General features: G+C 41.8%; 21 protein-coding genes. 12 read left to right on the forward strand and 9 right to left on the reverse strand.

What is annotated here, in order from left to right:
* Genes cyoB through cyoE form a run of 4 tightly spaced genes read left to right on the forward strand, consistent with a single transcriptional unit; the run spans position 1 to position 3,868 of the window.
* On the forward strand, positions 1-1,989 hold the full coding sequence (cyoB, locus tag ACNSN3_RS03380) for a cytochrome o ubiquinol oxidase subunit I (RefSeq protein WP_008111914.1): 1,989 nt from the start codon (positions 1-3) through the stop codon (positions 1,987-1,989).
* Positions 1,986-2,618 (forward strand): cytochrome o ubiquinol oxidase subunit III, encoded by a 633-nt coding sequence (gene cyoC, locus ACNSN3_RS03385; protein ID WP_418608567.1) that lies wholly within the window; start codon positions 1,986-1,988, stop codon positions 2,616-2,618. The genes cyoB and cyoC overlap by 4 nt, the downstream gene beginning before the upstream one ends.
* Positions 2,618-2,974 carry a cytochrome o ubiquinol oxidase subunit IV gene (cyoD, locus tag ACNSN3_RS03390; RefSeq protein ID WP_008111918.1) on the forward strand — a complete coding sequence of 119 codons (357 nt, stop codon included), beginning with the start codon at positions 2,618-2,620 and terminating at the stop codon, positions 2,972-2,974. Before cyoC ends, cyoD begins: the two co-directional genes overlap by 1 nt.
* 9 nt (positions 2,975-2,983) lie before the next feature.
* Entirely contained in the window at positions 2,984-3,868 is an 885-nt protein-coding gene (gene cyoE, locus ACNSN3_RS03395) for a heme o synthase (protein WP_008111919.1), read from the forward strand.
* A gap of 79 nt (positions 3,869-3,947) precedes the next feature.
* On the opposite strand, the gene ACNSN3_RS03400 is transcribed toward cyoE, so the two are convergent.
* Positions 3,948-4,535, reverse strand: coding sequence for an FMN-binding negative transcriptional regulator (locus ACNSN3_RS03400; protein WP_418608568.1), 588 nt, complete (start codon positions 4,533-4,535; stop codon positions 3,948-3,950).
* Complete coding sequence (locus ACNSN3_RS03405; protein WP_418608569.1) at positions 4,535-5,110, reverse strand: GNAT family N-acetyltransferase; 576 nt, start codon at positions 5,108-5,110, stop codon at positions 4,535-4,537. The genes ACNSN3_RS03400 and ACNSN3_RS03405 overlap by 1 nt, the downstream gene beginning before the upstream one ends.
* A gap of 106 nt (positions 5,111-5,216) precedes the next feature.
* Here ACNSN3_RS03405 and ACNSN3_RS03410 point away from each other — a divergent pair, with 106 nt between their 5' ends.
* Positions 5,217-6,680 (forward strand): PLP-dependent aminotransferase family protein, encoded by a 1,464-nt coding sequence (locus ACNSN3_RS03410; protein WP_418608570.1) that lies wholly within the window; start codon positions 5,217-5,219, stop codon positions 6,678-6,680.
* Between the two features lie 3 nt (positions 6,681-6,683).
* Here ACNSN3_RS03410 and ACNSN3_RS03415 read toward each other — a convergent pair whose 3' ends face one another.
* The 4 genes from ACNSN3_RS03415 to ACNSN3_RS03430 form a co-directional block, all read right to left on the reverse strand.
* On the reverse strand, positions 6,684-7,361 hold the full coding sequence (locus ACNSN3_RS03415) for a hypothetical protein (protein ID WP_418608571.1): 678 nt from the start codon (positions 7,359-7,361) through the stop codon (positions 6,684-6,686).
* Positions 7,362-7,496: 135 nt separating this feature from the next.
* A complete protein-coding gene (locus tag ACNSN3_RS03420; RefSeq protein ID WP_418608572.1) occupies positions 7,497-9,449 on the reverse strand; it encodes a phytase in 1,953 nt (650 codons plus the stop codon).
* An 11-nt stretch (positions 9,450-9,460) separates the two neighbouring features.
* Entirely contained in the window at positions 9,461-10,435 is a 975-nt protein-coding gene (locus ACNSN3_RS03425; protein ID WP_418608573.1) for a metallophosphoesterase, read from the reverse strand.
* A gap of 64 nt (positions 10,436-10,499) precedes the next feature.
* Positions 10,500-12,806 carry a TonB-dependent receptor plug domain-containing protein gene (locus tag ACNSN3_RS03430; protein ID WP_418608574.1) on the reverse strand — a complete coding sequence of 769 codons (2,307 nt, stop codon included), beginning with the start codon at positions 12,804-12,806 and terminating at the stop codon, positions 10,500-10,502.
* Positions 12,807-13,092: 286 nt separating this feature from the next.
* On the opposite strand from ACNSN3_RS03430, the gene ACNSN3_RS03435 reads away from it, so the two are divergent.
* Entirely contained in the window at positions 13,093-14,001 is a 909-nt protein-coding gene (locus ACNSN3_RS03435; protein ID WP_024601898.1) for a GGDEF domain-containing protein, read from the forward strand.
* Positions 13,985-14,983 carry a helix-turn-helix domain-containing protein gene (locus ACNSN3_RS03440; protein WP_075170658.1) on the forward strand — a complete coding sequence of 333 codons (999 nt, stop codon included), beginning with the start codon at positions 13,985-13,987 and terminating at the stop codon, positions 14,981-14,983. Before ACNSN3_RS03435 ends, ACNSN3_RS03440 begins: the two co-directional genes overlap by 17 nt.
* Here ACNSN3_RS03440 and ACNSN3_RS03445 read toward each other — a convergent pair whose 3' ends face one another.
* The 3 genes from ACNSN3_RS03445 to ettA all read right to left on the reverse strand — a co-directional run bounded on the left by ACNSN3_RS03445 (position 14,984) and on the right by ettA (position 18,123).
* Positions 14,984-15,892: a histone deacetylase gene (locus ACNSN3_RS03445; RefSeq protein ID WP_109875603.1), complete on the reverse strand. Its 909-nt coding sequence runs from the start codon at positions 15,890-15,892 to the stop codon at positions 14,984-14,986. It lies immediately after the preceding gene.
* 57 nt (positions 15,893-15,949) lie between these two features.
* On the reverse strand, positions 15,950-16,312 hold the full coding sequence (locus tag ACNSN3_RS03450; protein ID WP_008111924.1) for a PilZ domain-containing protein: 363 nt from the start codon (positions 16,310-16,312) through the stop codon (positions 15,950-15,952).
* 137 nt (positions 16,313-16,449) lie between these two features.
* Complete coding sequence (gene ettA, locus ACNSN3_RS03455; RefSeq protein ID WP_008111928.1) at positions 16,450-18,123, reverse strand: energy-dependent translational throttle protein EttA; 1,674 nt, start codon at positions 18,121-18,123, stop codon at positions 16,450-16,452.
* A gap of 225 nt (positions 18,124-18,348) precedes the next feature.
* Between ettA and ACNSN3_RS03460 the strand changes: the two genes are divergently transcribed.
* The 5 genes from ACNSN3_RS03460 to ACNSN3_RS03480 all read left to right on the forward strand — a co-directional run bounded on the left by ACNSN3_RS03460 (position 18,349) and on the right by ACNSN3_RS03480 (position 24,861).
* On the forward strand, positions 18,349-19,296 hold the full coding sequence (locus ACNSN3_RS03460) for a homoserine O-succinyltransferase (protein WP_008111930.1): 948 nt from the start codon (positions 18,349-18,351) through the stop codon (positions 19,294-19,296).
* Positions 19,286-20,356, forward strand: coding sequence for a homocysteine S-methyltransferase family protein (locus ACNSN3_RS03465; protein WP_418608575.1), 1,071 nt, complete (start codon positions 19,286-19,288; stop codon positions 20,354-20,356). The genes ACNSN3_RS03460 and ACNSN3_RS03465 overlap by 11 nt, the downstream gene beginning before the upstream one ends.
* A gap of 10 nt (positions 20,357-20,366) precedes the next feature.
* Complete coding sequence (gene metH, locus ACNSN3_RS03470; RefSeq protein WP_418608576.1) at positions 20,367-22,997, forward strand: methionine synthase; 2,631 nt, start codon at positions 20,367-20,369, stop codon at positions 22,995-22,997.
* Positions 22,998-23,176: 179 nt separating this feature from the next.
* Entirely contained in the window at positions 23,177-24,013 is an 837-nt protein-coding gene (locus ACNSN3_RS03475) for an abortive infection family protein (RefSeq protein ID WP_418608577.1), read from the forward strand.
* 80 nt (positions 24,014-24,093) lie between these two features.
* On the forward strand, positions 24,094-24,861 hold the full coding sequence (locus ACNSN3_RS03480; RefSeq protein ID WP_418608578.1) for a hypothetical protein: 768 nt from the start codon (positions 24,094-24,096) through the stop codon (positions 24,859-24,861).
* Positions 24,862-24,914 lie beyond the last annotated feature (53 nt).

Genomic DNA, 24,914 nt, shown 5'->3' on the forward strand with positions numbered 1-24,914 from the left:
ATGTCGTTTTTAGGTAAATTATCTATAGATGCAATTCCGTTTCATGAACCTATTATCATGGTTACCATGGCGGTGATTGCTATAGTCGGGCTTATTATAGCTGGGCTAATAACAAAATATAAAAAATGGGGTGTGCTTTGGCGCGACTGGATCACCTCGGTTGATCATAAACGCTTAGGCGTTATGTACATTTTATTAGCGCTAATCATGCTGTTTCGTGGTTTTTCTGATGCCATTATGATGCGTGCGCAGTTAGCGCTTGCTACCAGTGGCGCGCCAGGTTATCTGCCACCAGAACATTACGACCAAATATTCACCGCCCATGGCGTTATTATGATCATCTTTATGGCGATGCCATTTATGATTGGTTTAATGAATATTGTTGTACCACTGCAAATTGGTGCTCGCGATGTGGCTTTTCCATTTTTAAATAATTTAAGTTTTTGGTTTACTGCTAGTGGCGCCATTTTAATAAATCTATCGCTGATATTTGGTGAATTTGCTAAAACAGGCTGGGTTGCTTACCCACCGTTGTCGGAGTTGACCTTTAGCCCTGGGGTGGGGGTCGATTATTATATTTGGGCCTTGCAAATATCGGGGCTCGGTACGCTATTAACCGCTGTTAACTTCCTAGTGACAGTATTTAAAATGCGTGCCCCTGGTATGACACTGATGAAAATGCCAATTTTCACATGGGCATGTACCTGGGCAAATATCTTAATTGCGGCATCATTTCCAATTTTAACCGCAGTGCTGGCCATGCTAACGCTAGACCGTTATTTAGATTTCCACTTCTTCACTAATGAAGCCGGCGGTAACGCCATGATGTATATCAACCTGTTTTGGGCATGGGGTCACCCAGAGGTATACATTTTAGTATTACCAGCTTTTGGTATCTTCTCTGAAATAGTGTCGACCTTCACTGGTAAACGTTTATTTGGTTATAAATCGATGGTATATGCCAGCGGTGCCATTTCTATTCTTGGTTTTATTGTATGGTTACATCACTTCTTTACTATGGGCTCAAGCGCTAATGTAAATGCTTTCTTTGGGGTGATGACCATGGTCATAGCTGTGCCTACTGGGGTTAAGTTATTTAGTTGGTTGTTTACTATTTACCGTGGCCGTTTGCGCATTACTGTTCCCGTACTGTGGACGCTTGGTTTTATGGTTACCTTTAGTATTGGTGGTATGACGGGGGTATTACTGGCAATCCCTGGTGCCGATTATGTATTGCATAACAGCTTATTTTTAATCGCTCATTTCCATAACACCATCATTGGTGGCGCAGTATTTGGCTACTTAGCCGGATTTGTTTTTTGGTTTCCAAAAGCAATGGGCTTTAAGCTTGATGAGCGTTGGGGTAAAGCGTCATTTTGGTGTTGGTTAATCGGTTTCTTCGTAGCCTTTATGCCATTGTACGTACTCGGCTTTTTAGGCATGACGCGTCGCTTAAACCACTCTAATAATCCTGATTGGAATATCTGGCTTTATATTGCTGCAGTGGGCGCCGTGATTATTATGTTCGGTATTATTTGCCAAGTTATTCAGCTTTATGTGAGCTTTAAAAACCGCGAAGCGCTTGATGATACCACTGGCGATCCTTGGAACGGTCACACCCTTGAATGGTCAACGTCATCACCACCGCAATACTATAACTTTGCTGAAATCCCGCATGTTGATGATATTGATACATGGACTGACATGAAAGAAAAAGGCCTAGCTTATCAAGGTAAATCTAGCTATAGCCCAATTCATATGCCAAAAAATACCGCTTCGGGTGTGCTTATTGCTGCGAGTTTAACGGCGTTTTGTTTTGCCATGATCTGGCATATTTGGTGGCTAGCAGGGCTTGGTTTTATTGGCGCGATTGCGCTGTTTATTAACCGTGCTTACACCAGTGATGTAGATTACTACGTGCAAAACGATGAAATATTACAAATTGAAGGCGCGCATATTGCCAGTAATACGAAGGAGGTAAGCGCATGAGTACGTTATCTGCAACTCAAGGCCATGTAAATTTAGAGCCTCATAGCGTAAGTCATACGCATGAACATCACGATACCTCAGGCGATACAATCTTTGGTTTTTGGCTTTATTTAATGACCGATTGCCTTTTATTTGCCTCATTTTTTGCAACCTACGCAGTGCTTTATATGAACACTGCAGGTGGTGTATCGGGCAAAGATATTTTTGAGCTTGATTTTGTTGCCGTAGAAACTGCGGCGCTACTTATAAGTAGTATTACTTTTGGTTTTGCCATGATTGCCGCTCAAGGGCAAAAAAAGGCGCTGACGCTTGGTTGGCTCGCGGTCACTTTTTGTTTAGGCGCAGTGTTTATTGGTATGGAAATTTATGAGTTTCATCATTTAATTGTTCATGGCAATGGCCCACAGCAAAGTGCTTTTTTAACATCGTTTTTCTCATTAGTGGGCTTGCATGGTTTACATGTAACTGCAGGCCTTATCTGGATGAGCATAATGATGATTGAGGTGGTTAAGCGCGGTTTAGGTAAACAAACCGTCACGCGCTTAAGTTGCTTAAGCTTATTTTGGCACTTTTTAGATATTGTGTGGATTTGTGTATTTACCGTTGTTTATTTAATGGGGGCAATGTAATGAGCCATAGCGAAACACATGCTTTAGAGCAAATGCAAAGCCAACATCATGATCAGTCACATGGTAGTGTTAAAACATACCTGATTGGCTTTGTCTTATCAGTGATTTTAACGGCCATTCCATTTTGGATGGTGATGGAGGGCGACTTTTCAAAGGTCACCACACTTTGGAGTATCGTTACTCTAGCAATCGTGCAAATTTGGGTGCATTTAAAATACTTTTTACACCTTAATTTCACCACTGATGAAGGTAAAGCAAATACTTTTACTTTCTTGTTTAGCGCGTTGATCATCGTCATGGTGGTTGGACTGTCTGTTTGGATCATTTATGAATCAAACGCAATGATGATGTATTAGAGGTTTCAGATGTTTCGTCGTTATTTAGCTGTTACTAAGCCAGGTATTATTATGGGGAATTTGATCAGCGTTGCCGGTGGTTTTTTACTCGCCGCCCGCGGTGATATAGACCCATGGTTAATGTTGGTTACCTTGGTTGGTTTATCGCTTGTTGTTGCATCGGGATGTGCCATAAACAATGTTATTGATAGAGACATTGATGTTGCCATGGCGCGTACTCGCTCACGTGTGACTGTAACGGGCGAAATGTCTGCAAAAGCCGCTTTAAGCCATGGCGTGTTATTAGGGCTAATTGGCTTTGGCTTATTAATCGCCTTTACCACTCAAGCGGCGGTATTTTTTGCCGCCTTTGGCTATGTCATCTATGTAGGGGTTTACAGCCTCTACATGAAACGCAACTCTGTTTACGGCACCTTTATTGGTAGTCTGTCGGGCGCAGTTCCACCTGTTGTTGGCTATTGCGCCGTTACGGGTGTGTTCGATATGGGCGCATTAATACTGCTGGTGATGTTTAGTTTGTGGCAAATGCCGCACTCATATGCAATTGCTATTTTTCGCTTTAAGGATTACCAAGCCGCTAATATTCCAGTATTGCCCGTGGCACAAGGTGTTAATAAAGCTAAGCGCCATATTGTGCTTTATATTGCCGTATATGCTTTAGTGGTGATGCTATTGCCAATTAGTGGTTATACCGGTGCTGCCTTTATGGCCGTTGCCTGTATCACCAGTTTTTGGTGGTTACTCATGGCACTTAGAGGGTATCGCTACAACATAGACACCACCCGTTGGGCACGCCAAGTGTTTGCGTTTTCAATTATTAACATTACCGCTTTGAGTATTGCCATGGCGGTAGATTATCAAACAATTGCGCCACAGTTAGTGGCGCTAAACTGATCTTATCTGATCAATAAACCGAGTTAATTCCCAAAGTTAACCAAAGGCTCTGAGCATTGCGAGGAGCCTTTTTTCATTCCTAAAACAAGGCCGCTACTGAGTGCTTATTGGCATCTACCAGACTTTGTTTTATTTTATTTCTTATAGCGGCTGATTTATTTTGACTGAGTTTGAAGTTACCTTGCCAGTGAATTGGCGTAAGCTCTATAAAACTCAGGTGTTGATACATTGTATTGCGATGCCGCTCAGGCACTTCATCAATTTTCCACTCAGGCTCAAATGTTTTCTCAAAATGACTAGTAAGGGTTCGCATTACGAGATCTTTTTTTAGCTCATCTTTAATAATATGTACTTTTGCAGTCACTAACACCGATGCGTAAAGCCAGCTAGGCAATGTTTGATTATCCGCATAGGAGGGTGATAAATAGCAATTGTCACTATTAAAGAGTAAATTCACCTGTTTATTATCAAGCTTTGATAGTGGATTATGCTTTGCTACATGTGCAATAAACATATTTTCTAAAGAGTTGAATAACATAGGTACATGACAAATGTTATTTAATTGACTATTTGAGCAGGGCATAAAAATTGTTGCTAATGGAAAGTTATTAATAAGCGCATGCAATTGCTCGGTATTTTTTTGCATAAAGTGCTCGGGTGGGTACATTATAATTGCTCCTCAAGCCGTAGCTTTATAGCTGGCCATTGTTCGTCAATAATGCTGAATTTTGCGGTGTTGCGATATGAACCATCTTCTAGGCGTCGGTCTTTTTGGGCTATTCCTTCATACTTAGCGCCTAAACGGGCAATTGCATTGCGTGATTGTTGATTGTGCTCATGGGTATTAAAGCTAATCCGTACTAAATTAAGTTGATTAAATGCATATCTCAGAAGTAAATATTTTGCATGCGTATTTACGTATGTCCGCTGTGCAGTGAAGCTAATAAAGGTATGGCCAATTTCAGCGCTTAAGTTGTCACTGTCTAACCTAAATAAACGGGTTGTGCCAACAACTTGCTGTGAATGTTTATCAATAATGGCAAATACCACTTGCTCGTTTTGATTAAACTGCGCGCTATGTGTAAACCATTGCTCCAACTTAACTTGAGTTTGTGCGTAATTACTTAATACCCACTGCCAAATTTGTGGATGTTTACCTGCTTGATATAGACCCTCGAGATGTTTGAGTTTAAGTGGCTCTAAGGCAACCTTGTTGGTTTGATGAATTTGCGTTGTGAACATTATAAGCCCCATATTTTGCTATTTATTCATAACAAATGTACGCTTTATTGGTTTATTAAAAACAACCAAAATTTAATTTTTACCTATACCAGTTAGAAAGGTGTTTATGCAGCCACTTAATATAAAGCTCACTAGCCAGAGTAAAGCTAAATACCTGCAAATAGCAGATGCACTTAGGGAGTCGATTATAAAAGGGGACATTCTCGCTGGCAGCAAACTCTGCTCTGCACGCGATATGGCACAAGCATACGGATTAAACCGTCATACAATAATGAATGCCCTACAACTTCTTGTCGCAGAAGGATGGTTGGAATCCTATGAACGATCAGGCTACAGCGTTACCAATACATTGCCTATTCAAAACAGTATAAACACTGCCCAGTCTCAAGCATTGGCTCCTAAGCCGTATCGATTTGCTACCACGCTTACGGTGTCAGAACCTACAATGGACTTAAATCACTATGCTTATAACTTTGCTGGAGGCTTACCCGATTTAACACGCTTTCCCTATAAAGAATTTAAACGCTCTGTAAGTCATGTGTTTAATCATTTAGATACCAGCCAATTTCACTATGGTAATGTGGCTGGGGAGCCTAATTTAAAATCGCAAATTAGTCATTATTTACACAAAGCACGAAACCTAAAAACAGCCGATATTCTTATGTGTAATGGCTCTCAAGAAGCGCTTTTTTTAGTATCAAAAGCCTTTATTAATAAAGGCGATTATGTTGCAACCGAAACCTTAGGTTACCCGCCTGCTCGTAAAGCATTTGCAGCATGTGGCGCGCAGCTTATAGATATAAAACAAGATGATGAAGGGTTGTGTGTTGATGATTTTAAAACTCAGCTCGAACGCTATCCCATTAAACTTCTGTATTTAACGCCACTGCATCAATACCCAACGACTGTGACCTTATCACCCACCCGGCGCTTACAAATTTATCAGCTGTGTTATGCCCATAATGTGATGATTATTGAAGATGACTACGACCATGAATTTCACTACCGTTGCCAGCCTTTGCAACCCATGGCTGCCGATGACCCCGCAGGCGTTGTGATATATCTATCAACGTTTTCAAAAATTATGTTTTCAGCAGCAAGGATTGGCTATATCTGTGCAGCGCCTGGGGTAATCGCACAATTAACCGCATGGAAGCAGCTAATGAACCATAAAAATGATGTGATTATGCAATTAGCTGTCGCACACTGGATGAAAGAAGGTGGTTTTGAACGCCATTTAAAGCGTATGACAAAGCTCTATAAGCAGCGCTATGAAGCGATGGGTGATTATCTAACGCAGCTGCAATTATCAGGCTATCCAATTGAATATATAAAACCCGACGGTGGCATGGCGATGTGGGTTAATTTAAATAAACCGGTGGACCAATTAAAGCAAGTACTGCAAAGTAAAGGCGTGTATGTACAGGTTGAGCCTGAATTTTACTTTAAAGACTCAGAACGCAGCTTAATACCTAAGCAACACAGTTATGTACGTTTAGGATTTGCTGGGCAACCAACTTTGGCGATGCAAGCTGGACTTGAATTGATTGCTGAACACGTTTTCAAATAAAGCTTATTTGCTTAAGCTTTCAGCATCATAAAACATCGGTTTCAATGTGCCACAATTTATAAATTTATAATTGAGCTCACCAGCAGAGGGCACTTCAGTTGAGGTGCTAAACTTTTGTAAACAGGCACCACTTAAATCAACAAACATAATATGATGATAGCTTGGTGGTTGAGTTATTTGGTGAATGTAAATACGCTCGTTATTTTTTAGCGTAACCATGTCGTACTGTTGCCATTTTGAGGCTGGACTTAAATCAGTTAGCTCACGAGTAAATAACTGCTCGCTAAGCTCTATTAATTTATCGCTGTAAACTAAGCTACCTCCTTGTCTATAATCTCCAAGATACACATCTGCGGTAATCGCGACTTCTTCGCCTCGCATTAAGCGTTGAATATTAAACGGCTTTGATTTTACTGTAACTAACTCAGCGTCACGTACTAAATCTAAAAATGGAATATCAGATACATCTACCTTGTACATAACATGCATATCATAAGGAAGCTCAAAGCTTGGAATGTTAATGGCGTATACACTTGAACCCTTATTAACTAATACCATGGCATGCTCTGCTTCATATTTGGGGTTTAATGGCGGAAGTTCTGGTGGCTCTTCGGCATTAGCAAGCGAGCTGGTACAAAATATAATGCTGATGAATAAATATACGAAGTAGGGTAGCCGCATAATAACCTCAATTAATTTATAGATATAAAGTGTAGTATACATTTATAAAAAATTATCTTTAGTTAAATTTTAGTAAGGCTTAAACGTGATACACACTAAAACTTTAGTGTGTATCAGTATATTTAGAGTTAGCTATTATTTAATTGCTTTTTTCACTTCTCGCCAGTCAATAACTTTAAAGTTTTGCGGTTGCAGTGGCATACGGTTATAACCGTCTTGTACTATAAGCATGCCTTCAGGATAACCTGGTAAAGCTTTTGCTGTAACGGTTAAACCGTCAGTTTCACCTACGCCATCAATGCCTTTATCTAGGTTAGCAATCACATTAAACTTACCAGCAAAGCTTAAACTCGGCTGTGTATCATCTGATATATTGTAAAGCACATAGCTATTATCGCCTTGGCTTGATACCACTAAATAGCGCGCATCATTAGCATGATAAATTTCCATACCTTCTACATCTGCCACCAGTTGTTCATTAACACTTTGTAGCTTTACTGCTTTGTTACCAGAGGTAGGCTCTGCGCCGATATACCAAATACCTGCATCTTCTTCACCTGCAAATAATTGGCCTAGTTTATCATCAGCACTACAGCCTTCTGGCTGACTAGGTAGGGTAAATTCTCTGACCAATTCACCTGTTACGGAATTAGCATTACCAGTTAATTTGTATTGTTGAAATAAACCTGATTTATCATTAACAAATACGTAATGGCCAGAATCAGACGAATACATACACATACCGTAAATCTCAGGTAGGTTAGTCGCGACCTCTGTTACATGGTTTAGTTTGTTATCGCCATCAACAGTAAATACGCTAATACTGTTAAGCGTACGGTTGCTGGCAGTGATCCACGTATGGGTTTCGTTGTTTATACCTTGATGTTGGCGCACATCAACGTTATTTAAACGGCCAACATTAAGCGACTGTACTTTGTTGCCAGCAAGGTCATAAACCATCAATCCGCGGCGTTTATCTGTGCCTAAAATTAAGCTGTTTTTAGCATCTTGCTCATTTATCCAAATTGCTGGGTCATCTGCTGCATCACCAAACGCTGCAACCGGTGTGGTTTGTGCGCTGGCATGAAGGTGAGTCATAGCAACTTTGCTATTTGAGACAGAAGGTTGCGCTGCGTAGTTAACGTTTGCTTGAATGTAAGCGCCGGTTTCATCATCAATCAAAACTAGCTGCGCTTGATTGTCATTAATAAAGCTTGCTGCAACAGACTCAATAGTGTGCTCACCTGCCAGTGACCATTGGCTAAGCGTGTCTGTTTGAGCTTGGTAAGCATAAACCAAATTACCATCAGTGGCACTCAGCCATAAAGTACCGTCTTGTGATACTGATAGGGCACCAATCTCACTGTTTAATTCTCCGTATGGCTGTACTAAAGCCACAAGCTGCTTATTGGCATCTGATTCTGCATCAGCATTAATGGCCCACACTCCGAGCTCTGCCTCACCCACATACAGGGTTTTTGTGTCGTCATTTACTGCACAACCTGAAGCCTCAGTGACCGCAGAGAATTCACGTACTGTGATATTTTTAGCTTGGTTTGTTGCTAAATCATATATAACCGTTTCGCTGATCAAGCCGCGAACATCTGGCACAAACGCTGATACAGTCTCGGTATTGCTGTTTTTAAATAAACACACAGCATCAGGTTGAGCTTGAGGTGGGGTAATACGAGTGAGTTCATTTAGCTGCCAAGTTTGGCCATTTTTTGTAAGCTTAAAAATAGCTACGTTGTCTTGGCTTTTATCAAGACTGGCTAATATAAATTGCTGCGCTGATAATTGTTTTAGTGAAATTGACTCAAAGTTACCGGCTAACAGCACACTGCTTTTCTCGTTATCGGCAAGTAATAAGCCCTGGCTTTCGCTCGCCATTAGCCATTGATTATCACCTAGCGCTGCTGCTTGTGAGCCTTGCATGTTTTGTTGTGGGCCAAATAACTTAGCCTCAACAGCCAGCTTTGCTATTTCTGTCGTGTTTTGGGTATCGTCATTACTTGTACAACCGCTAAGCGCAGTTACAAGCACAGCACTTGATAGCACCGCTGAAATTGTATTTAGTTTAAAGTTCATTATTTTATCCTTTACTTATCTATGTGCTTTTCAGTGTTAAAACGTACTTCACCAAGGTGATTAATCGCGCTTACACTGAGAGTTTCGCCATTGATAGAGATACTTAAAAAACCAGGTGTTGCTTCTGCGTAGCGGGTAAATTCACGTTGTTTTACAAACCGCGCTTCGCTGCCACCACCAGAGACAAAGTGAGCCACCTTGCTATTTTTTGGTTGGTTGTATTGCAAGTCGTGCTCGTGCCCTGCGATATAAGCGTGCACGTTATGACGCTCCAAAATAGGTTCTAAAATGTCGCGAAGCCCTTGGTTGCGGCCAAAGCGTTTACCACTTGAATAAAGCGGGTGATGGCCTACCACAATTTTCCATTTTGCGTTACTGCCAGCAAGTTGGGTTTCAAGCCAAGTAAGTTGGGTTTTATAGTCTTGTCCTTGGGTTGAACGGTATTTATCACGGTCTTTATATTCAGGCTGAATTGGGTTGGTATCTAAAAACACCATTAACACTTGCTCGTTGTTTTCAAGCGCAAATGTTTTACTGTAGTACCTTGCAGGTAACTGCCAACGTTGACTTTTTTCGGTGTAGTCAATTTGTGCTTGGGCATTACCCAAGTAATCGTGATTACCTAAAACAACATACCAATCTTCAAATGTGTGCGGGCCATGGTATATGTTCTCAAAGGCTGATTGCCAAAGAGGATCGTTCACACTTGCCACGCCATTTGGGTAAAAGTTATCGCCGGTCGAGACAATAAAATCGGCATCGGTTTGGTACATAGCAATTTCTAGCTGATGAGCCACTTCTTTTTGGTAAAAGTGGCCGTTGTGTCCCCAATCACCAATAACCATAAAGTTAAGGCTATCTGGTAACGTAGTTAACTTGGCAATTTTTTGTTGTTGGTATAGCGCATCTTTATAAATAATGGGCTCGTTTGCACTAAGCGCTGATGAGCTCAGTAGCGCGGCCATTATGAAAGACAATTTAAACATGTTTTAACTCCAAAAAAGCACGCGATGGTTTGCCATTACGTGCTTAAAATGACAATACGTGTGATTAGAATGCGTAACGCAGCATTACTTGAATCACAGGGCCTGCTTCTTCCGATTCAAGCTCGTACTCATCAAATTCACGATTGTTTTGATCATCAAGTGAGTCAAACTTATTGAAAATTTCGTCTTTGCTGGCATCCAGTAAGTTTGAACCTACAAGGCGTAGAGTGATGTCATCCCAGCGCTTTTCAACGAAAAGCTCTAAATCAGCACCGTAAGAGGTTGTCACTTCTTCACCCACGAAGCGTCCGTATGCATCACCTTGGTTACGGTACGTTGCCCCAAATGATGCGCGTAGTGTTGGTAAATCTTGGATAAAGCCAACGTTATAAACATAATCAGACTGGTCGTTAAATTTACGCTTACCAAAACTGTCTTCAACTTCACTGTCGAGCCAAGAGTAATTTAAGAAGATACCTGTATTAGGCATGTTCAAGGCGCTCAGTGGCGTTGATAAATCAAATTCAACACCTTGAACTGTGCCATCACCAGTATTTTGTGGTTGCAGTACAAATGTGCCTTCGCCTTCTGAGCCTTCAACACCGGTACTGGCAATTTCAATAAGGTCGCTAACGTCACGGTAAAATACGTTTACACCTACAACGCCACTTTTACCTAAACGGTATTCGTAACCTAAATCGATACCCCAAGATGATTCTGGTTTAAGGCTTGGGTTGCCTAAAAAGTCATTATCAGCGAGCTCTTCTTCAAGTAGGGCGGGTGTCATGTAGTCAAAGTCAGGGCGACGTAAGCTGCGAGCAACAGAGGCGCTGACTCGTCCGTTATCACTGACGCTGTAACGAAAGTGAGCCGACGGTAAGAAAAAGTCATAATCATTTTCGGCAGTAACGCCTTCATTGGTATCGGTAATGCTTGAGTCAGTTGACTCCCACCGCACCCCCATCTCCCACGAGAACACATCCGCTTCGTGCTTGATTAGCGCAAATAAATCAAAACGATCTTCTTCAAGTTTATTAACACCGCCGTCTACTGGTTCAAATTCGTTGTTAAATTGTGCTAATGACATTGGCGTCTCGCTAAATTGAGCCCATCCAGTCAGTGTTTGCTCACTTTCATCTTCAGCGACAAAAATGGCGGTATCGCGCTCTTTGCCTTGTACAAAAGCACCAAATTGAACTTCTTTCGAGTCACCTACCAGTAAGCTGTGCTGCCATTGTAATGACCACTCTTTATCATCGATATCAACGGTTTCTTCAGCTTCCTCAAACACCATTGGGAGCTCTGACGTATCAAGTTCAACCTCTTGCTCATACACTGATTCTTCAAAGCTGGCATAACCTAACTTAAATTTGCTGGTACCGCCAAGTAGTGGTAATTCATAGCCAGAATTAATGTTGTAGTTGGTTTGATCAATAAACGAAACGTTTGCGTTATCTGAGATTAAATTACCACCCTCAACGACAGAGCCTGAGGTTGCAGTGGGGTCGTCGTATTCAAAAGAGCGCTCATCTTCGGTACGGTCGGTATCAACCCACATAGCGCTAATATCAAACTTGCCGCCGTTATCAAACACCTTTTCAAAGCTGGCATTTAATGATGTGTCATCGCCATCACGAGTATCAGATTGATCTTCACGGTTATCAAAATCGTCTGTTGCATAATTAGGGTTATTTTCAGGGCTATCGCCATAACGTCTGCTTGATTTTTGTTTTGGGTTATAACGACCTTGTAAATTGGCACCTACGAGTAAACGGCCACCTGCAAACTCAGTACCGTAAACGCCCGCAAAGCTTTCTTTTAGTTCGCCGTCATCGTAACGTAAGCCACCAGCGCGAATATAACCGCCGTCTAAGCTGTAGCCATCGCGAAGTACAATATTAAGTGTGCCTGCTATGGCATCGGCAGAGCGGTTGGCACTTGATGAACGAATAATTTCTACACGCTCAATTAATTCTGCTGGAATGCGGTCAACAAAAAATGAGCGATCAGCACCGGCACCCGGTACTTCTTCGCCATTAATAAGTACTTTTGTGTAAGCAGGGCTTAAGCCGCGCATACGAGCGCCGTCAGACTCAAGTACGTCAGATAAAAAAGTCACACTAGGAACACGCTTTAGTGCATCACCGGCGGTAAGTGGCTCAAAACGTTGAAAGTATTCTTGTGAATATTCAAGCGTTGGTGCTAGTTCTTGCGAGCGGTTGCGATAACCAATCTCGCCATAGACCACAAGCTCTTCAGAAACCTTTACTTCAGGTTCCCTTGGCGATGTTTGTTCCTCTGCATTTACGCTAACACTAAATTGGCTCAGTGCTAATGCCGCCACAACAGCATTTAACTTAAATTGTTTCATTGGTTTGCTCCGGTTGTCCTTGGTTTGGTGAGCAAACTAAAAAAAGTTAATGACGCTAATGTGACAGTTTTACAGTTAATTCCTGACAAAACGACAACTTAGCGCTTTTTAAACAGACAGTTGAGCTGTTTAAACACGGCTCCAGCGCACTAAAAATGGTTATTACTAGGTTAAATACTTATAAATTTTAATCTCAATGTCATATCAATGAGCCAAAATGACTCTGCCTAATAAATCAGTACCGCGCTAGCATACGTAATAGTGTAAACCTTAGAAGACTTAAACAATGCGATATAACCCATTTACCAGCCATGCAAAATTAACTAATACCATCATTTTATTATTAGTTATTGCTGTAGCAATATGCGCTTACTTTGGCGAACTTAAGCAATGGCAAGACATTGCGTGGCTCGATATTGTTGGTGAGGGCGGTATTGTGTTGATGACACTCAGTTGGATAGTTGCGTTACTTATTTCACGACCGCCAGGTAAAGTAACTACCTTATTAGTGTTAGGTTTAGGTTTGTTTATGTTCTCAGCCACACTCGATTTACTCGATGAGTGGTTAAAGCAACCTTCACAATTATGGCTCACCTGGTTTGAGTCACTACCAGCGCCGTTTGGTATGTCGCTTACCAGCGCAGGGCTTTATTATTGGCATCAAGAGCAATTTGTTTTAAATCGTCAATTGCGTCGTCGTGAAGCGCATCTTCGCGAACATGAAAAAGTCTGTCCGGTAACAGGGTTATACCGAGTTAACTACTTACATTCACTCATGCAGCAACAACAAACAGAGCAGCAAGGCGGCACTTTAGGTGTTATTGATATTCGTGATTTTGCAAAGTTTAATGCGCAGTTTGGTTTTAGTGAAGGTGATAGGTTACTGCGAGAAATTAGTGATTTATTAGTAATGAATTGCCGGTTAAATGATGTGCTTTGTCGCTATGCTGGCGATTGTTTTATTGTGCTTATGCCGAATACCAGCCAAAGCCAAGCCAAAGAATTACTAGCGCAAATGAAAGCGGCGCTTAACCATTGTGCTTTTAAAGTCGCAAAAAGCAAAGGCGCACAGTTTCAGCATATTTTAACCGCCACCATGGCAATGGATTTAGCGCAAGATCCAGTGCAGCAAACCAGCCAGTTACATCAACAATTACAACAAGAAAAGGCGCTTGTAGGTGCAGCAGTATATTAGCCTAGATGATAAATACCTCAGCGCGGAGGGAATGATCACTGCGCTGGTGGAGCTTGCCCAAGGGCGAGGGATCCCGCTGCATAAATTGCTGCGTGGTACGGGTATTTTTGAGCAAGATTTATATGATCTATCACAGCGCTTTAGTTTATCGCAGTTATTGGCTTTAATTAGCCAGTTTAAAGCCTTAATGAAGAGTAATGATAGTGGCTTTTTACTCGGTCATCAATTGGTTAATGACGTTAGCCCAGCAGTGCAAAGTGTGCGTTTAAGCCCCAGTTTAGGTATGGCTTTAAAGCAATTACAACAAATTAGTACCGTTATTGCCCCTTTATTATTTACCCGTAGGCATATATTTAAAGACGATTTATATCTGTACTTGCAACCGAGTATCGGTATTGACGAGTCATTAAAAAATTATTGCTTTGAAATATACAGCGCTGCGTTAATGAGCTTACTAAAACGAGTATGTAATGTGTATCCACATTGTTATTTTGACTTTACCTGTAAACGCCCTCGGCATATTCAAGAGTATGAGCAGCATTTAGGTTTACGGGTAAGATTTGAACAACCCTATACCCGTTGGCACTTTGATAAACAACTACTTAAGTGCCCAAACCCAGAGGCTAGTCAGCTTAGGTGGCAGCAGTGCATAGCGCAAAGTGAGTTACATAAGAATGTATCACAGTCTTTTGTTGAGGCTGTGTGCCAGCGCATTTACCGTGATAAAAACAACAGCCTTGCTAACAGTGCTGAGCATTTTGCCATGAGCTCTGCTACGTTTAAACGTAAGTTAAAACAACACGGTGTCAGTTACTCTCAATTACAAGATGAGCAAAATAAACTTAAAGCTCTGCATTTACTGGGGGTGTGCCAGCAAGGTAATGAACAAGTGGCTGATCGGCTTGCATTTTATGATATTCCTAACTTTCGCCGAGCATTTAAGCGTTGGACCGGCATTACGCCAAGTCAGTTAAAAATATAATTAAAAACTAGCCGCTTGCTCTATAACAATGCCATGGCGCTTTGCTAGGCGCTGATGATCTCTGTCATAGCCTCCACCAATCACAGTGGCAACAGGAGTATTATTTGCAAGGCAGCGTTTAAGCACTAAGTGATCGCGCTTTTCTATCCCTTGCCAACTAATATCCAGTTTGCCTAAGCCATCCTCTTGCCAAATATCAACGCCAGCATCGTATAAAACAAGATCCGGGTTAAGCTCGTTTAATAAAAATTGCAGCGTATCGTCAACAATACCTAAATATTCAGCGTCTTGCATATTATTAGCTAAACCAATATCTAAATCGCTAGGGGACTTTCTAAATGGGAAGTTTTTTTCACAGTGTATTGAACAGGTAAACGCATAAGGTTGATGAGCCAGCATAGCTGCGGTGCCATCGCCTTGGTGAACATCTAAATCAAAAATCAGTACGTTGGTAACTTCCCGGTTTTGAATTAACGTTTGTGCGGTAAAAGCTAAATCGTTCACCATACAAAAACCCGAGCCAAAATCACTGTGGGCATGATGAGTGCCGCCCGCTAAATGGCACGCAAGCCCATTTTCAAGTGCTAAACGCGCGGTTTGCAGTGTTCCCAACGGAGCGGTAAATGTGCGGTTCATTAGTGCTTGTGACCAAGGCAACCCAATACGGCGCATGGCTCTTTCATCTAGGCGGTTATGCCATAAATCGTGAATGTAGTTTTCACAATGTACTATTTCTAGCTCTTCTACACTACCATGTGGTGGTTCTGTGATATTACTGCCAGCAAGTCCAAGGGTTTTAACATGCTGGTGTAGCTGAGCAAATTTACTCATTACAAAGCGATGCTTGGGATCAAAACTAAACGAGTAGTTAGGATGATAAACTAAAGGTAGATTGGGGTTTAAACTCATATCTGCGTCGTTTAATTATTTTTGGTTATGGTAATCAACTTCACGCAGTGCGTCTATTTATGTTTGGTGAATAAGCGTTTCAAGCTCGCGGTGTAATAATGTTTCATCAGCAAGGTTTAGCTCAACTAAACGCTTTAAATGCGTGATACTGTCTATATCAATACTATGGCATTTAAGACCAATATGGTTTTCTTCTATGTGACGAATAACCACCGGCATTTTTATTTCAATATCGCTTTGTGGCAAAGTAAAACGTAGTACTGCTTCGTCATTTTTGTTCCCAGTAAATGCATCGCTTTTAGTAATAAGCGCACCATGTAAAGAGATATCTAATAGAGTGCATTCATACTGGCTGCTAGCCATAACTAATTGCGCTGCAGTAGAGAACATAATACGAGAAAATTGCCGACGGTTTTGCATAATAATCTTATAAAGCTGTTATTTATAATAAGCATAGCTGGTAATGCCCAACACGCCAATTTGCTTAAAGATAAAAATAGCTCGCATAAAAAAGCCCCGCATTAAATGCAGGGCTTTTAACTTATTCACTGTGGCTGTTAGCCAATTTTTTTATACTTTATGCGCTTAGGCTGTGCAGCTTCTGCGCCAAGAGTCTTTTTAAGCCACTCTTCGTATTCAGTGTAGTTACCATCAAAGAAGTTAATTTGGCCTTCGTCGCGGTAATCTAAAATGTGTGTAGCAATACGGTCAAGGAACCAACGGTCATGCGAGATACACATTACACAACCTGGGAATTCTAAAATAGCATTCTCAAGAGCACGTAATGTTTCAACGTCCAAGTCATTGGTTGGCTCATCTAGAAGTACCACGTTGCCGCCTGCTTTTAACAGTTTAGCTAGATGTAAACGGTTGCGCTCACCGCCAGATAAGTCTTTAACAAACTTTTGCTGATCGTTACCTTTAAAGTTAAAACGGCTAACGTAAGCACGGCTTGGGAACTCAAAGTTACCAATTTTTAGTACATCTTGGCCGTCAGAGATTTCTTGGAATACCGTTTTGCTTTCGTCCATGTTGCCACGGAACTGATCAACAGTTGCCAGTTCTACTGTTTCACCAATGCTGATATTACCGCTATCTGGCTGTTCTTCACCGCTTAACATTTTAAATAGCGTTGATTTACCTGCACCATTGGCGCCAATAATACCCACAATAGCGCCCTTAGGCATGCTAAAGCTTAAGTCATCAATTAAAACGCGGTCGCCAAAGCTTTTACGTAAGTTGTTTACTTCTAATACTTGGTCACCTAAACGTGGGCCAGGTGGAATAAACAATTCGTTAGTTTCGTTACGTTTTTGATAATCAGACTGTTGTAGTTCGCTAAACTGTGCCATACGTGCTTTTGACTTAGCTTGACGACCTTTAGGGTTTGAACGAACCCATTCAAGTTCCTGTGCAATCGACTTTTGACGTGCTTTTTCAGATTTTTGCTCTTGTTGTAAGCGGGCATCTTTTTGCTCAAGCCAAGACGAGTAGTTACCTTCCCACGGAATACCTTCACCACGGTCAAGCTCTAAAATCCAACCTGCTACATTATCAAGGAAGTAACGGTCATGCGTTACTGCCACAACAGTGCCTTCGTAGTCATGTAAGAAGCGCTCTAGCCATGCAACCGACTCAGCATCTAAGTGGTTAGTTGGTTCATCGAGAATCAGCATGTCTGGTTTTTCAAGTAACAAACGACAAATAGCAACACGACGGCGCTCACCACCCGATAGGTGCTCAATTTTAGCATCCCACTCAGGTAAACGAAGTGCATCGGCAGCACGCTCTAATACGTTATCGATATTATGACCATCGTGCGCTTGAATAACCGCTTCTAATTCACCTTGCTCTTTAGCCAATGCGTCAAAATCAGCGCCTTCCATTGCGTATTCGTTATACACTTCGTCAAGGCGGTTAAGGGCATGTTTTACTTCACCTACAGCTTCTTCAACAATTTCACGAACTGTTTTGCTTTCGTCTAAAACAGGCTCTTGCGGTAAGTAACCAATTTTAGTGCCTGGTTGAGGGCGAGCTTCACCTTCAAACTCTTCATCAACACCCGCCATAATGCGAAGTAGTGATGATTTACCAGAACCATTTAAACCTAGCACACCAATTTTTGCGCCTGGGAAAAAATGCAACGAAATATCTTTTAAGATAGTGCGTTTTGGTGGCACAACCTTAGATACTCGACTCATCGAGAATATAAACTTATCAGGTAAAACCATGGAAGAAGCCTTCAAATAATAATAAAAATTTCAATGCTGTATTGTAGTGGCTCACAGGTGAAACAGTCAACGAATGGCACTGTTTTAAAGTACATATTCAATTTATACAAACCGCGTGAATAAATTTAATTTAGACATCTATACATCTAGAGGTTGATATTTTTGGCATTCTGTTCATAATGAGAGCGTATTAACTCTCGGTTTTTATGAGCAGGAGCTTTAAGAATGCCAATTACAGTAGAAGACGAATTGCCAGCTATTGCACGTTTACGTCATGAAAACGTGTTTGTAATGCCAAAAACGCGTGCAAAAACCCAAGAAATACGCCCTATGCGTTTGGCTATTCTTAATCTTATGCCTAATAAAGTAGAAACCGAAGTACAGTTTATTCGCTTGTTGGCTAACTCTCCGCTGCAAGTAAATGTTGAGCTATTGCGCCTTGATACGCACCGCAGTAGTAGCAACTCAGAGCAACACTTAGATACTTTTTATCGTTATTTCTCAGAAGTAAAAAACAACAACTACGATGCACTGTTAATTACCGGTGCACCGCTCGCACATTTAGAGTATGAAGAAGTAGCGTATTGGGAAGAGCTCAAAGTAATTATTGATTGGGCCGAGCAACATGTAACTTCTACCTTGTTTTCGTGCTGGGCTGCCCACGCGGCCTTATACCACCGTTATAATTTAAAGCGCGATTTAAAAGACAATAAACTCTGCGGGGTGTTTACCCACCAATGCTACTTTGCCCATGGTGCACTTACCCGCGGCTTTGACGATACCTTTTTAGTACCCCACTCACGCTATGGCCACATAGATATTAATAAAATAAACGCCTGTGAAGAGCTGGTGGTATTAGCGGGCTCTGAACGAGTAGGGGCGTATTTACTTAAAAATAAATCGGGCAGCCAAGTGTTTATTACCGGCCACCCCGAATACGATGCCGACAGTTTAAAAGCCGAATATGAGCGCGATTTACAAAAAAGCCCCGATGCGCCAAAGCCTGAAAACTATTTTCCTGATGACGATGCCAGCAAACAACCGTCTAAAACATGGCAAAGCCACGCGTTTTTACTGTTTTCAAACTGGTTAAATTATTACGTTTACCAAACCACACCCTATGATATTAACTTAGTTAGCCAAGACGTAAGGACTAACAACTATGCCGAATAATCCTCAAAACAATAAGCATGAACAGCTGAGTGATGCGCTCAAACAGCGCATTTTAATTTTAGATGGTGCAATGGGAACCATGATCCAAGCGCATAAGCTTGAAGAGCAAGACTACCGTGGTGAACGTTTTAAAGATTGGCACGTGCTTATTAAAGGTAATAACGATTTATTAAGCCTAACCAAGCCTGAAATTATTACTGATATACACCGCAGCTTTTTAGCCGCCGGTGCCGATATTATCGAAACCAACACCTTTAACTCGACCACCATTTCGATGGAAGATTACGACATGGCGAGTATAAGCCGTGAAGTTAATTTAGAGTCAGCTAAGTTAGCCCGTGCTGTATGTGATGAATTTAGCGCTAAAACCCCAGAAAAACCGCGCTATGTAGCGGGTGTTTTAGGGCCAACATCTAAAACCTGTTCGTTATCTCCGGATGTAAACGACCCAGGCTATCGTAATATTACCTTTGATAAGTTAGTGACTGCGTATGTGGAGTCGACCCTTGCACTTATGGAAGGCGGTGTAGATATTATTTTAATCGAAACAATATTCGATACGCTTAATGCAAAAGCCGCCTCATTCGCGGTAGAAGAAGCGTTTGAACAAGCAGGGCGTACATTACCAGTGATGATATCAGGCACTATCACCGACGCCTCAGGCCGCACGCTTTCAGGGCAAACCACCGAAGCATTTTATAACTCTATTCGCCATATTAAGCCGCTTTCAATTGGCTTAAATTGCGCGCTAGGGCCAGATTTACTACGCCAATACGTTGAAGAGCTATCACGCGTGTGCGAAACCTTTGTTTCTGTTCACCCTAATGCGGGCTTACCCAATGAGTTCGGAGAATACGATTTAGAAGCAGACGACATGGCAAAAGAGATCATAGATTGGGGTAAATCGGGCTTTATTAATATTGTTGGCGGTTGCTGCGGCACTACGCCTGCGCACATTCGTGCCTTTGCCAAAGGGCTTGAAGGCACAGCACCACGAAAATTACCAGAGCTTGAAGTGCGTATGCGTTTATCAGGCCTAGAAGCCTGTAACTTAAATTAAGGAGCCGCCAATGACCCAACAAATTGCAGTATTTACCAATGTCGGCGAGCGTACTAACGTAACTGGCTCGGCCATGTTTAAACGTTTGATCATGGAAGAAGACTACGAGACCGCTCTTAATGTGGCCCGCGAACAAGTAGAAAATGGCGCACAGGTTATTGATATCAACATGGACGAAGCCATGCTGGACTCAAAAGCGGCCATGGTTAAGTTTTTAAACTTAATTGCCTCAGAGCCTGATATTTCTAAAGTACCTATAATGGTCGACTCCTCAAAGTGGGAAGTTATAGAAGCAGGCTTAAAGTGTATTCAAGGCAAGGCCATTGTTAACTCCATTTCACTTAAAGAGGGTGAAGAGCCGTTTATTCGCCAAGCTAAAATTATAAAACGCTTTGGCGCCGCCGCTGTTGTGATGGCGTTTGATACCGAAGGTCAAGCCGATACCGCCGATCGTAAGTTTGAAATTTGTGAGCGCAGCTACCGTATTTTGGTCGACGAAATTGGCTTCCCGCCAGAAGACATTATATTCGACCCCAATATATTTGCCGTTGCCACCGGCATAGAAGAGCACGACAACTACGCCGTAGAATTTATTGAAGGCACCCGCCGTATTAAGCAAAATTTACCGCACTGTAAAGTGTCGGGTGGGGTGTCAAACGTATCGTTCTCGTTTAGAGGTAATAACCCAGTACGCGAAGCGATTCACTCGGTGTTTTTATACCATGCTATAAAAGCGGGTATGGATATGGGCATAGTAAACGCAGGGCAACTTGCTGTTTACGACGACATCCCCGAGGAACTTCGCAAAGCCGTAGAAGATGTAATTCTTAACACCGACCCCGGTGCTGGCGAGCGCCTTGTTGAACTTGCGCCTAAATACTCAGGCATGGCACAAGCTGAGCGGGTAGAAGATTTAGAATGGCGCACTTGGTCGGTTGAGAAGCGCTTAGAGCACGCCCTTGTAAAAGGCATAACCACCTTTATAGATGAAGATACAGAAGAGTGCCGTGCTGGCGCCGATAAACCTATTCACGTCATTGAAGGGCCACTTATGGATGGCATGAACGTGGTTGGGGATTTATTTGGTGCCGGTAAAATGTTTTTACCCCAAGTGGTTAAATCGGCTCGGGTAATGAAACGCGCGGTCGCCTACCTCGACCCATTCATTGAAGCCGAAAAAGAGGAAGGCGCCACCAATGGTAAAATTGTTATGGCTACCGTAAAAGGTGACGTGCATGACATAGGTAAAAACATTGTTGGCGTAGTACTACAATGTAATAACTACGAAGTAATCGACTTAGGCGTAATGGTACCTGCCGAAAAAATACTGCAAACAGCAATTGACGAAAAAGCCGATATTATAGGCCTTTCGGGCTTAATTACTCCATCGCTTGATGAAATGGTACACGTTGCCAAAGAAATGAAACGTCGTGGCTTTGAGCTACCGTTAATGATTGGTGGGGCAACCACCTCAAAAGCGCATACCGCAGTTAAAATAGAGCCGCAGTACGACAAAGGCGTGGTGTATGTAAATAACGCCAGCCGCGCCGTGGGTGTGGTGTCTAACTTATTATCAAAAGAGCATAAAGCAGAATTTTTAGCTAAAACCACCGCCGAGTACGACAAAGTACGCGAACAACAAGCACGCAAAAAGCCGCGCTCAAAACCGGTTACCATACAGCGCGCCCGTGATAATGCAGCACAGCTTGATTGGGATAACTACACCCCACCCGTGCCTAAAAAGCTGGGCGTGACTGAGTTTAAAAATGTATCAATCGCGACTTTACGCAAATACATAGACTGGACGCCGTACTTTATGACCTGGTCAATCGCCGGTAAATATCCGCGCATAATGACCGACGAAGTAGTGGGCGAACAAGCACAAAGCTTGTTTAAAGACGCCAACGACATGCTCGATGAACTTGAAAAGTCAGGCAGTTTACAGCCATTAGGTGTTATTGGTTTATTCCCAGCTAACCGTGTGGGCGATGATATAGAAATTTACACCGACGAAACGCGCAAAGAGCTATTAACTACCTCGTGCCATTTGCGCCAGCAAACCGAAAAAACCGACTTTGCTAATTACTGTTTAGCCGATTACATTGCGCCAAAAGGCACGCCTGATTACTTTGGTGCGTTTGCGGTAACAGGTGGCTTAGAAGAAGACGACCTCGCCAATGCGTTCGACGCACAGCAAGACGACTACAATAAAATAATGATAAAAGCGGTTGCTGATAGGCTCGCAGAAGCCTTTGCCGAATACCTGCACGAACAAGTGCGTAAAGAGTATTGGGGATATGCACCTAATGAAAACCTGCCTAACGATGAACTCATTCGCGAAAACTACCAAGGTATTCGCCCAGCACCGGGTTACCCAGCGTGCCCAGAGCACACCGAGAAAAAGAAAATTTGGCAACTACTCGATACTGAAAAACGCATTGGTATGCAGCTCACCAGCTCGTACGCCATGTGGCCAGGTGCTGCGGTATCAGGTTGGTACTTTTCACACCCACAAGCGAAATACTACGCGGTAGCAGCAGTACAGAAGGATCAGGTAGAAGACTACGCCAAGCGAACGAGTATGACGCTCGCAGAAGCCGAAAGGTGGTTATCGCCTAACTTGGGGTATGAGCCAGAATAAAAGAGCAGCGGTCAAAAGTTGAAGCGGTCAGTTTTTAGCTGTCAGCTATCAGTAAAACAAAAACGAGCCGATTTAGGCTCGTTTTTTGTGAGGCACTTAAAGTAGTAATAAAAGTCTGTTGGACTTTTTTGTAGTAGAGTAGTTAACATAATTAGATAGTTAAAAGGACTTCTCAATTTATGAATAAACAAATACCAGCACCTCTTATATCAATTCTAGCCGATGCAATCTCCTCTCTAGAGACTCATGCTACGATGGATTCTCTTTTTTTGTACTCTAACGCGCCAGGCGAACCTCCTGAAGGTTCTAAATCTTCTAAAGCACAGACGTGGCTAAGAAGAATAAATAATAAATCTGATAACCCGATATCCGTAGTTGCTAAATTAATTGAAAACTATATGGAGAATCCTGAATTTCAAAATGAATTCAGTGAGATAATGTTTCAAAAAGTTGAGAATACGGCCTATAAATATGTACAAAAGATAAAACAGTGCCTCTCTAGTTACAACTTAGAATATAGAATAGGTGGTTTCATTCAGGAAGGTGCAAGTGCTCCATCGCAATCGCTATCAGCGTTAATAAAAAATAGAGATTTACCAGCAATTAATGCTGAGTTCGAGCGTGCAATGGATAATATAACAAGTGATCCCCGAGAAGCTGTATTAGCAGCGTGCAATATATTAGAAGCTATTTGTAAAACGTTTATAGAAGATGAAGGTTTAACTATGCCTGCTAAAAAAGATTTACAAGGTGTTTGGAAAGTAATTAAGGGCGAGCTGGGTTTTGATATTGGCCTTATCCAAGATAAAGATTTAATACAAATATTAAGTGGGCTGTTCTCAACAGTTAGTGGTATTGGTGCACTGCGCACACATGCTAGTGCTGCGCATGCCGAAGGTCGGACTAGATATAATATTAAGCCTAGACATGCCCGGTTGGCTGTTCATGCAGCACATACCGCAAGTATTTTTATAATCGAAAGTTGGGATGAGAAGAAGAGTAACTCCAATACTTGAGTTGATTCTTTGAGATTTTTTGTTTTTAACTTTTACCGAAATCTTCTTTATTAGTAATACTCTTAAATAAAGGACTACACTTGAAGTTTCTAAATTACGTTATATTGAGCTTGGCTTTTTTATTCAATATGCAGAGTTTTGCGCTTGATCAAAAGTATCATGAGAGTGTTTTACCTGTTATTGCTGCTTTTAAAGCACATGATAAAACTGCTATTGCTGCGCATATTCGCTACCCTTTAAAAAGGCAGTATCCACTTCCTGATATTAAAAATGAAGCTGAGTTTATTAACCGCTTTGATGAAGTGTTTGACGATGAACTTGTTGCCGTTATTGGTAGCTCTAATATTAATACCGATTGGGATAGCGTAGGTTGGCGCGGCATTATGCTCAATAACGGCGTAATGTGGGTAGACACAGACGGCAAAGTTATTGCTGTGAATACACAAAATAGCACTGAGCAAGCACATGCAGAAAAGTTAATCGCTCAAAATAAACAATCACTCCATTCAAGTATTAAAACCTTTCAAAAACCAATACTTGATTGGGACACAGCAAAATACCGAGTTCGTGTTGATGATTTAGGCGATGGAAACTTCCGTTATGCGTCGTGGAGCATTGATAAAAGCCCAAGCGATAAGCCTGATATCGTTTTAATTAATGGTGATATTACCTTTGAAGGTAGTGGCGGCAATCATCACTATACGTTTAAAAACGGACGTTATAGTTACGTATTGCAAGTAACGGTAATTGGTTGTGATACCTCACCACCAGGTTGGCTTGAAGTATATAAAGACGAAAAGTTGTTATTGTCTGACGCTGTGATCAGTGCAGTTAATAAAGCTAATTAAGTTTCTAGTGAAGAGCTGTTATTTTTAACTTACTGTGAAACGTAAACTGCGAT

This window comes from Pseudoalteromonas sp. US3C1004, assembly GCF_048401065.1.
In the GTDB taxonomy this organism is placed as follows: Bacteria; Pseudomonadota; Gammaproteobacteria; order Enterobacterales; family Alteromonadaceae; genus Pseudoalteromonas; species Pseudoalteromonas undina.

Coding starts and splice junctions, on each gene's coding strand:
- cyoB (WP_008111914.1), top strand. CDS start 1: ATGTCGTTTTTAGGTAAATTATCTATAGATGCAATTCCGTTTCATGAA.
- cyoC (WP_418608567.1), top strand. CDS start 1,986: ATGAGTACGTTATCTGCAACTCAAGGCCATGTAAATTTAGAGCCTCAT.
- cyoD (WP_008111918.1), top strand. CDS start 2,618: ATGAGCCATAGCGAAACACATGCTTTAGAGCAAATGCAAAGCCAACAT.
- cyoE (WP_008111919.1), top strand. CDS start 2,984: ATGTTTCGTCGTTATTTAGCTGTTACTAAGCCAGGTATTATTATGGGG.
- ACNSN3_RS03400 (WP_418608568.1), bottom strand. CDS start 4,535: ATGTACCCACCCGAGCACTTTATGCAAAAAAATACCGAGCAATTGCAT.
- ACNSN3_RS03405 (WP_418608569.1), bottom strand. CDS start 5,110: ATGTTCACAACGCAAATTCATCAAACCAACAAGGTTGCCTTAGAGCCA.
- ACNSN3_RS03410 (WP_418608570.1), top strand. CDS start 5,217: ATGCAGCCACTTAATATAAAGCTCACTAGCCAGAGTAAAGCTAAATAC.
- ACNSN3_RS03415 (WP_418608571.1), bottom strand. CDS start 7,361: ATGCGGCTACCCTACTTCGTATATTTATTCATCAGCATTATATTTTGT.
- ACNSN3_RS03420 (WP_418608572.1), bottom strand. CDS start 9,449: ATGAACTTTAAACTAAATACAATTTCAGCGGTGCTATCAAGTGCTGTG.
- ACNSN3_RS03425 (WP_418608573.1), bottom strand. CDS start 10,435: ATGTTTAAATTGTCTTTCATAATGGCCGCGCTACTGAGCTCATCAGCG.
- ACNSN3_RS03430 (WP_418608574.1), bottom strand. CDS start 12,806: ATGAAACAATTTAAGTTAAATGCTGTTGTGGCGGCATTAGCACTGAGC.
- ACNSN3_RS03435 (WP_024601898.1), top strand. CDS start 13,093: ATGCGATATAACCCATTTACCAGCCATGCAAAATTAACTAATACCATC.
- ACNSN3_RS03445 (WP_109875603.1), bottom strand. CDS start 15,892: ATGAGTTTAAACCCCAATCTACCTTTAGTTTATCATCCTAACTACTCG.
- ACNSN3_RS03450 (WP_008111924.1), bottom strand. CDS start 16,312: ATGCAAAACCGTCGGCAATTTTCTCGTATTATGTTCTCTACTGCAGCG.
- ettA (WP_008111928.1), bottom strand. CDS start 18,123: ATGGTTTTACCTGATAAGTTTATATTCTCGATGAGTCGAGTATCTAAG.
- ACNSN3_RS03460 (WP_008111930.1), top strand. CDS start 18,349: ATGCCAATTACAGTAGAAGACGAATTGCCAGCTATTGCACGTTTACGT.
- ACNSN3_RS03465 (WP_418608575.1), top strand. CDS start 19,286: ATGCCGAATAATCCTCAAAACAATAAGCATGAACAGCTGAGTGATGCG.
- metH (WP_418608576.1), top strand. CDS start 20,367: ATGACCCAACAAATTGCAGTATTTACCAATGTCGGCGAGCGTACTAAC.
- ACNSN3_RS03475 (WP_418608577.1), top strand. CDS start 23,177: ATGAATAAACAAATACCAGCACCTCTTATATCAATTCTAGCCGATGCA.